This window comes from Shewanella sp. Sh95 (assembly GCF_001308045.1).
Taxonomy (GTDB): domain Bacteria; phylum Pseudomonadota; class Gammaproteobacteria; order Enterobacterales; family Shewanellaceae; genus Shewanella; species Shewanella xiamenensis.
On the sequence record NZ_LGYY01000129.1, the window covers coordinates 1 to 3,155 of the forward strand.

A 3,155-nucleotide genomic window follows, 5' to 3' on the forward strand; every position below is an offset into this window, starting at 1 on the left:
TAGGATATTGGCTTCGCGCATCTTGTTGTCCAAGTGTAGTTTTTAGCGAAACCATTTGATCATGCAACAAGATGCGCTTCCACCCTAATTTGATGATTTATTTGTAAATCATCAGGGGATTCTTCAGAACAGAGTGCCATGATTTTTTTAAAAAGCTAAATTCGGAAATCCCGAATGCAGAAAAGTGTGCAGAATCATCAGTAGCAAATATTAAAAAAGTGGTTTTTAATAATCATCAATTCACGAAAGGTTTTTTAAGTATTGAAAATGCATTTTACGAAATCGTATCTTCGATTGCGGCTGTCGGCGTAAGTATAAATGATAAAAAAGTGGTTAAAGCACTTGGTCAAATTATTGAATTCAAAACGGATTTGACGAATGGGTATAATGCGTGGGAGCAGTATGAACATATGGCGCGATGGTTAATATATATTGCGAGCATATTGGAGATCAGAGGAACATCAATAGAAAAGGTGTTCTTAGACGCTACTCTCAGATCTATGAACTCTATGCGTAAAGAGCTTTACATAGGTTATTCATGGCACGCTTATAACTCTTGGAATCAGCGCTGGCCGGGAATTATTGCATCAAATAGGGTTTTAATTAGAGATTATATCGTGGAGAACACCACATGGCCTGACGCTTTGCAGGTTGTAAATAGAAATTAGGTATAACAATTCGTTGCAGCCGGACAACTTTTCCGCTGTGCAACAAAGTTGCCTCAGAGTGCGGCGTTAATCCATTGAAATCTTAATCCGGAACCAACTGATTAGACTAAAAAACTAACGTGCTATTGTCCCTTAGCTTTTTACGTACATATTGCAAAATGGGTAGTTAAAATTGGCATTGGGGCACCAGTGACCGTTGGCGACATGGATGTCGCCGTCGAGCCTATAGGGATATATTCACGGCGAGTCACTGGGGAAACAATGACAATACTCCATAAATAGATATAAAGATCAATTGCTTCTGTCCCATAGTGAGTCAAGTAATAAAAGTGGACACCCAGCCTTAATAGCGCGGTAGTAAACCTCCGACTATGCTTTGGTTAAGCATTAAACAAGGAGGTTTGTATGCCGCGCCCTCGTAGAACTCAGATAAGTCTTGAAGACACTCCCTATTACCATTGCTGTAGCCGCGTTGTTCGGCGGGCTTTTTTATGTGGCGATGATAGTTACTCGGGTAAAAACTATGACCATCGCCGTGCTTGGGTGGAGTCATTATTATTTGAACTTGAAGCGGTTTTTGCTATTGATGTGGCAGCGTTTGCGGTGATGTCGAATCATCTGCATTTGGTGCTGCGGGTGGATATCGACAGTGCCAATCGTTGGACTGACCGCGAAGTGCTTGAGCAATGGCATAAGTTGTTTAAAGGCGATGAATTAACGCACAAATTCGCTAAAGGTGAGTTGGTTGAAGCGCATGAGGTGAACAGATTAAAGCATTCAATCGCTCTTTATCGCAGCCGTTTGTGTGATATTTCATGGTTTATGCGCTGCTTAAATGAACCGATTGCAAGGCAAGCAAATCAAGAAGATAACTGCACAGGTCGTTTCTGGGAAGGTCGGTTTAAATCCCAAGCATTACTCGATGAAGCCGCAGTATTAGCCTGCATGACTTACGTTGATTTAAATCCGATTAGAGCACAACTCGCTGATACACCTGAACAATCCGACCATACCAGTATTCAACTACGTATTCGGGCCGCATTAAAAGGTGAGCAGCCGAGCAATCTCCTGCCTTTTATTGGCAACGAGTGCGACAACCAACCCAATGGCATTGCGTTTGCCTTAACCGATTACCTTCAATTGGTGGATGATACCGGCCGAATCATTCGCAATGATAAACGTGGAAGCATCAGTGAAAGTAGCGCCAAGATACTGAACAGATTAAATATCCCCCATGACAATTGGCTCAAGCTGACAACCGAGTTTGGCAAACTATTTCACGGGCCAGTGGGCACGCTGCAAGAACTGAGCGATTACTGCGAACATCTCGAAAAGCGACGACGGCACTTTGCGGCAAGCTGCCAGCACTTGCGCTGCAACTGACAACGACTTATATAACTTCGAAAGTAACCCTTGCTGAGTATCCCCTAAGAACTGGGATGATTTATCTCGTCTGAAATGCCCGATTTTTTAAGGGATTAGCGCAATTTATTGCCTCAGATGCTGTCCCTATAACTTTTGATGGTTCTTTTTTAACAATGTTAACTTTTACAAGTTGTAGGCAAACTGAAAGTGCATTATGTTGTTGATTTAAAATGGGTGGCTTGATTTATCGAACTTTGTTTATCATTCAGGGAGGGTTATCACGGTAATGTCGAAATCAAATGTAAACCAGACACCAAAGCCTCTAGTTAGCACGACGGTCAGAATCACAAATGAGCAACATGATTTTGTCGAAGAACTTATGAGACAGATGGGCATGAGTAAGCAAAAAGTATTGGCTTTTTTGCTAGAAGAGGGTGTGAAAGTAGTTAAGGCAAGCATACAAGCAGACCAAGATAATTCCTTTTTAGATAGCCCTTTTTATCTTTTTAATCTAAGTAAAAGTGAAACACTTGCTGATGAAAACATTATGCTTACTAAGCAAATAATTGCTTCGAAAGATGAGTCTTGGCGGGGATTTATCAAAAATATTAATGCTCAACGCATGGTTTTTATGTACACAGAAAGCAAGGGGGTAATTGCTTATGGGAAAACGTCGGGTAAACCTTCAACAATGCAAGAATATACATACCAAGAACTATCTAACTTTCAAATTATTGAACCCCCAGTTCCTGTTTCTGAAATAAGAAAAATTTTGGGGGTTAACTTAATTCCATCAAAAATGATATCTCCGTTGGTTGATGGAAACAAGATTCTTAATCATATAGCTACAGTGCTTCATACTTGTCCTAAGTGTGGCGTCCAAGCAAGGGGGTTTAACGAAATTGAAGAACTTTTTGGCTTTAGAAATATGTCAAATGGGATTAGTCATCAGAGTTGGTGCCGGACATGTAGGAGAGGGTAATAACCTCAAAAAAGAGGGCGTTCAAAATTCTGTGTCAGGCTAATTTTTAAATTTCCAGCACGCTATCTAAACGTCCTTCAAAATAAATCGCTAACTGAGATAAACAAAGGCTCCAATTGTGGATTGGCATGGTCCATTTC

At 40.8% G+C, this 3,155-nt stretch carries 3 protein-coding genes; all 3 read left to right on the plus strand.

Going from position 1 to position 3,155, the window contains the following annotated elements; translation table 11 throughout:
- The first annotated feature begins 218 nt into the window (after positions 1–218).
- The gene (locus AEA42_RS09665; protein ID WP_055647613.1) at positions 219–668 is read left to right on the plus strand and encodes a hypothetical protein; all 450 of its coding nucleotides are present in this window, start codon (positions 219–221) and stop codon (positions 666–668) included.
- A gap of 405 nt (positions 669–1,073) precedes the next feature.
- Entirely contained in the window at positions 1,074–2,051 is a 978-nt protein-coding gene (locus tag AEA42_RS09670) for a hypothetical protein (RefSeq protein ID WP_037431476.1), read from the plus strand.
- A 268-nt stretch (positions 2,052–2,319) separates the two neighbouring features.
- Entirely contained in the window at positions 2,320–3,015 is a 696-nt protein-coding gene (locus AEA42_RS09675) for a hypothetical protein (protein ID WP_055647614.1), read from the plus strand.
- Positions 3,016–3,155: the final 140 nt, after the last annotated feature.